Below are 5,498 nucleotides of genomic sequence, written 5' to 3'. Positions count from 1 at the left end.
TCACGATTAGAAGCGAACAATGTTCGCTGGCTTTAGGCTTCAATACACACATGAGCAGAACGAGGCACGCCATATGGTGATGTCTTTGAACCGAAGGTGAAATGCGTCACCTTATGGCGTTAACCGTCAAATTAGCGGTTTAGAAGAGTTTTAATTTTATTGCATTTATTAAAAAAACATTTAGGAGGTGTTTAAATGGCAAATAATCGGGGTGGTAATCGACTGAAATATCAAGTAGAGCAAGCAATTAAACGAATTAACTATATCGGAAAGTCTAAAAAAGAGTTGCGACAAAATGAAACTGAAACAGGTATTCATTCCATCACACAAGTGAAGCACACGCTTTCTGTTGGACAGAATTTTGCAGAATGGATAAAAGAGCGGGGAGTAAAAGATCTGTACCAGTTGAAGCGTTCGGATTACCGAGATTATATTTCTCATATGCAGGAAAAAGGAGTTTCAAATGGTCACTTAATCAATATAGAAACGAATTTAAGATTGCTGCAGAAAGGAATGCACAACATTTCAGTAGATAAGGGGTTTGAGGGGCGAGAGTGGATCCCGAAAACTAGATTGATAGATACAGCTACTCGTGAAAAACCACAGGACCGTTCTTATTCCGCAGAAGAAATAAAAGGATTTCGAGAAAAGCTTTCTACCAATACGAAAGTTGGTGCGGATCTCCAACAAGCTTTTGGACTTCGGTTGCGTGAAGTTGCTAATTCAAAAGTGGCCCATATCGTTGAAAAGGACGGTAAGCTCTTCTGGAAGGCTTCAGAAGATAAGCTAGCCTTAAATACAGCACAAGGTGTTACAAAGGCAGGAAGAGGTCGTATATCGCCTTGTAGGCCGGAATTTGAAGCGAGAGTGCGTGAATTGATTCAGGGGAAGGAAAAGGACGCTTTTTTATCTCCTGTGCGTTATAACACGCTTAAATCAGCTTATAATCGTGCAGGAATAAAAGGTTCTCATTCTTTTAGGCATACATATGCCAGAGAAATGCTAAAAAGTGAGTTGCAGCAAAGAGGAATTGAAACCGCAGGTCGTGAAGTGATTCAACGCATGTTAGAAAATCGGGCTGCTGGTTATCGCAAAGACCATACAATCACGAAAAATGAACGACCTTTATACAGGGAAGTCGTACAAGTCATGGATAAGGTGCAGGAATATTTAGGGCATGGAGAAGGTCGTATAGATTTGGCGGAAGTATATCTAAAGGGCGTGTAAAGATAGAACGGAATGGACGGAACCGGCTGAGCGAAGCGATCCCTTTACAATGAGCAGGGGCATGTTAACCTATCTCGGTTCGTGCCACTGCTTTTTTCTGCATGTGGCACTTGGCACGAAAGACACATGCCCCGAAAGGCTCGTTGTAAAGGGCAGCCGGTGGAGTTCATGGAGTGGGGGAAATGAATAAAACAAGTTATTTGGAGTGGCGGATATTTGGTTTTGATTTTAGGGTTTTGAATTAAAAAAAAGCCCCGTTTTTTGGGGGCTTTTTTGGTCTCTCTTCTCTTTTAATACTATACGTCACTATTTCGGCACGAAATCGGGGCGTATAGTTGCTCTTTGCTCTTACTCTCTCAAGGGTTTCGGAGTTTCGGAAACGACTTTTTCTAGCATAGTGTTTATAAAAAAAGACTTGTTTCCTAGATTCCGAAGTTGTAAGCTAAAGTTACCACACAATAACAAATAAACTAGGAAAGGAGACAAGTCATCTTTTTATATAGTTTTTTATAAAAAACAATGTACGTTGACTTTACAATATATATGCAAAATAATCAAGCTAAAAATGTAGATAAAAGACAATTAAAAGATACCATTTTAGGAAAAGATTTGTTGAATAAATACACGCCTAAAAAGGATTTGAATAGAAAAGCAGCAAACTATATCGAGAAACATTTGACCATAAAATCAGTCGTGAGATTTGAAACATGTAGTAGTTGGATGCAATTTCTGACGAATGGAGAAATGAGTGTGAAGAGATTACATAAAACGGATGCGTGTGGGAATCGTTTTTGTCCAATCTGCACATGGAAAACTGCTAAAAAAGATGCAATTAAATTATCAGTCATGCTCGATGCAGTGAAAGAAATTGAGGGGAAAGAATTTTTGTTTTTAACATTGACTGCCCCCAATTGTACTGGTGATGAATTGCGATTTGAGATTGATAGATTTAATAAAGCGGTTAAAAGATTATTTGATCGTAGGAATGTAAAACGTGTGGTGAAAGGTTACATCCGGAAATTAGAAGTAACAACAGATCAAGAGTCACATATTACCGAAGAATTATACAACCGTAAAAAAGGATATTTTGATATGAGGGGTTATAAAGTTGGGGATGCGAACCCCCAATACAATACATATAATCCTCATGTTCATATAATCGTTGCCGTGAATAAAACTTATTTTACGGATACAAAAGCATTTATTAAGCAAGAGAATTGGCTTGAAATGTGGCAAGAGTGTATGGAAGATAAGACCATTACACAGGTAGATGCTAAGAAAGTGCGAGCAACTGGTAATTCAAATGCAGTTTTAGAGATTGCTAAGTATTCGGCAAAAGGTTCTGACCTGTATCATAGTGAAGCTGTGTTTGATACGTTTTATATCGCCTTGAAGAAAAGACAATTACTTGTTTTTTCAGGAATGATGAAAGACTATGCGAAAAAATATGAGAATGGTGAACTGGATCGATTCAAGAAACAAGACGAAGCCTTTTATACGCATCTGTTGCAGTCAATATGGAAAGGCTCAAAGTATGAAAATAAATTAAAAGAATTATCTCCAGTAGAGTTGGAAGGGTTTAATAAACGTGCTTTGTACATTGAGGAAAATGACGAGGTGGAATGAGAGTGGCTTTTGCTACTCTTTTTTTTAAAAAAAAGATAAGAAAGTATATAATTTCTTATTCAACTAACGCAGCAGTTTAGTTGAAGAAGAAGGTTTTTTAGCGATTGTGTTGAATAAGTTAATATATGTAAATTAATGAACAGAAGGGATGCTTTACTACGAGTGTGGGGGTCACACTTTTTTCTTGAGCTAACGTAAGCAGTTTAATTCAATAATAGATAGCTTTTAATTATAGGTTAAAAGGAGATTGCTATGTCAATACGTGTACAAGTCTCATGCGTTGCAATGAGAGATAACAAAATGGTATTTATTAAAAAAACTGGTCGGAAGGACTTATCTACAAACAATATGTTAATACCTCCTGGAGGGCATGTAGAATTACATGAATCACTGGAAGAAACATGTATCAGAGAAATGTTAGAAGAAACAGGACTTAAAGTGTTTGATTTAGAACTGAGGGGCATAATCTCATTTATTAAACATGTTAGTGACTATCATTCAGTATGCTTTTTCTTCGTTTCTAAAAATGTCGTGGGCGATATTGTGCAAAATGAAGAAAAGATTTATCCATATTGGGTTGATATTAATAAAATAGAATTGAATAGTCTAATCCCAGATTATCATAAAGAATTTATTAATGAGTTGCTTAATGGTGATAAGTTTGTCAATGCAAAAGTTGAATGGTTAAAACCTGATAATAGAGTTGAGTGGTCAATAAACCGGAATTTGGAGACTATCTTATGAGTGAAAATATTATATATAAAATTTGGACAGTAATTATGATTCAAGATGGAGATAAAGTCTTGTTGTTAAATAGGCAGCACGATAAGTTTAAGGGGTTTCTTCCACCAGGGGGAAAAGTAGACTTTCCAGAAAGTTTTGTAGATGGAGCTATTCGGGAAGTAAGAGAAGAAACTGGCCTTGAAGTTAGTAATTTAGTATTTAAAGGGATTTCAGAGTTTGTTAATCCAGCAGTAAACAAACGATACATAATGATGAACTATTGGACGAAAGACTTTACAGGTGAGTTATTAGAAAATCCGTCAGAAGGTGAACTACATTGGGTGAAAATTGACGAAGCAAAAGAGTTACCAATGCAAGAAGATATTAAAATAAGGTTTGACTTATTTTTTGAAAAAGGAACATTCGAAATTCAGACAGTTTGGAATGAAGAAAAAAATAGACCTGAAGAGGTATTTATTAAAAAAACCTAATTTTCTTATTGCACTAACGGGTGCTTTAGTTGAAGAAGGACCATCTTTTGATGGTCCTTCTTTTATTTCCAGAATTTCCACCATTTTTTTTGTTGAGTAGCTGCAATTTGTTTTTTTGCTTCTTGTGATTCTCTTAGTGCTTTCATTAGGTTTTGATCTCTTTCAATTTGTCTTTTTTCTTGTGCTTCCAGTCTTTCGAGTATTTTTTGATTAAATTCCTGTTGTGCTTGGATGAATTCAATCAAAGGATTTTTCTCGTGTAGCGGTATAGCGGATGGCGATATGGTTAAATTGGACCGATATAAAGACGCTATATGTTGGACTGATTCATCTAGTGACCTGCCCATATTCTTCATGTCACATAAATACTCTAAGAACCTAATATCATCTTCGCTATATTGACGCCAACCATTTTCGGCTTTGGCGAAAGGGTATCCTTGTTCTTCCAGCATTTGTGAATATTTTCGGATGGTAACGGGTTGTATCGAAAGCCGCTTTGCGACATCTTTGCTGGAATAGGTTTTTGTATTGTTTTGCATATAGTTCACCTCTAAGAAATTATTCGCTATGAATCTTGAAAAAGCCTTTAAAGATAGATTGAAAGGAAAGATTTCAAATGGTAAACTAATAACATACTAAATTTATTTTACTTTTTTTATGTCGAACCCATGCGGGATCTGACGGTGATGAATAATACAGGTCTTTGGACTGATTGTGTTAAAAAGCATGACTTACTATGCTACCAATCTGCCCAAAGGCCTTTTTGTGTTCTTTGGGAGAAAGGATAATGAATCTATGGTTCCTTAAAATCAATCGTTGTTAGAGGTAAAATGTCTCGGAAAATAGTTATTGTTATAAGCAAGGGGAGTCCGTCCTTGTTCGTATCTGGCGAAAATAATAACTAAACGTGATAAAAGAGTGTAGAAGTGTATAGCATTTAAAAACTATAAAACAGGAGTACTTCAAGTACATCGGAAAAGGGAGAGGTAATTAATGACAATCAAACTAAACGAGGTTGAAACGAAATTATTCGAAAGGGTTCATGCAAAACATTTGAGCGTGATCGGTAACGAGGAAAAGACAAAATATCAAAAAGAGGAAATCGTAAAAATCGAACGAGATATTCGAAACAAATGTCTGAAGGTGTATTTCCGAAATGGAGAATGGTTCCGGTATTTTACGGACGGAACGTGGGGATGAAGAATGGCTATCGACTTTGGTTGATAGCTCGTATCTGAAAGATGCGAAATGATCAATCGGCGAAGCTGATTGATTCGGACCAGTGCAGCTGGGACGAAACGAAATCGCGAAGCGGTTTCTTGCTACAAAGTAGCAACACTGTGACTTTCATGGGTCACGATTAGAAGCGAACAATGTTCGCTGGCTTTAGGCTTCAATACACACATGAGCAGAACGAGGCACGCCATATGG

At 36.7% G+C, this 5,498-nt stretch carries 6 protein-coding genes; 5 read left to right on the top strand and 1 reads right to left on the bottom strand.

The genetic code is table 11. The features are described from left to right. Positions 1 to 195 precede the first annotated feature (195 nt). The 4 genes from HF876_RS18560 to HF876_RS18545 all read left to right on the top strand — a co-directional run bounded on the left by HF876_RS18560 (position 196) and on the right by HF876_RS18545 (position 4,067). Positions 196 to 1,227, top strand: a complete 1,032-nt coding sequence (locus HF876_RS18560; protein WP_169361535.1) for a site-specific integrase — start codon at positions 196 to 198, stop codon at positions 1,225 to 1,227. A gap of 543 nt (positions 1,228 to 1,770) precedes the next feature. Further along, positions 1,771 to 2,853, top strand: a complete 1,083-nt coding sequence (locus HF876_RS18555) for a protein rep (protein ID WP_169361534.1) — start codon at positions 1,771 to 1,773, stop codon at positions 2,851 to 2,853. 252 nt (positions 2,854 to 3,105) lie between these two features. Then, on the top strand, positions 3,106 to 3,597 hold the full coding sequence (locus HF876_RS18550) for an NUDIX hydrolase (protein ID WP_169361533.1): 492 nt from the start codon (positions 3,106 to 3,108) through the stop codon (positions 3,595 to 3,597). Then, a complete protein-coding gene (locus tag HF876_RS18545; protein ID WP_205964180.1) occupies positions 3,594 to 4,067 on the top strand; it encodes an 8-oxo-dGTP diphosphatase in 474 nt (157 codons plus the stop codon). The genes HF876_RS18550 and HF876_RS18545 overlap by 4 nt, the downstream gene beginning before the upstream one ends. A gap of 62 nt (positions 4,068 to 4,129) precedes the next feature. Here HF876_RS18545 and HF876_RS18540 read toward each other — a convergent pair whose 3' ends face one another. Beyond that, positions 4,130 to 4,606: a DUF3967 domain-containing protein gene (locus tag HF876_RS18540; protein ID WP_102782468.1), complete on the bottom strand. Its 477-nt coding sequence runs from the start codon at positions 4,604 to 4,606 to the stop codon at positions 4,130 to 4,132. Between the two features lie 454 nt (positions 4,607 to 5,060). Between HF876_RS18540 and HF876_RS18535 the strand changes: the two genes are divergently transcribed. After that, positions 5,061 to 5,267 carry a hypothetical protein gene (locus HF876_RS18535; protein ID WP_169361532.1) on the top strand — a complete coding sequence of 69 codons (207 nt, stop codon included), beginning with the start codon at positions 5,061 to 5,063 and terminating at the stop codon, positions 5,265 to 5,267. Positions 5,268 to 5,498 lie beyond the last annotated feature (231 nt).

The sequence above is a fragment of the Psychrobacillus sp. BL-248-WT-3 genome, from assembly GCF_012843435.1.
Taxonomy (GTDB): domain Bacteria; phylum Bacillota; class Bacilli; order Bacillales_A; family Planococcaceae; genus Psychrobacillus.
The sequence above is the reverse complement of the archived record's forward strand: the minus strand, read 5'-3'. Positions and strand labels throughout refer to the sequence as shown.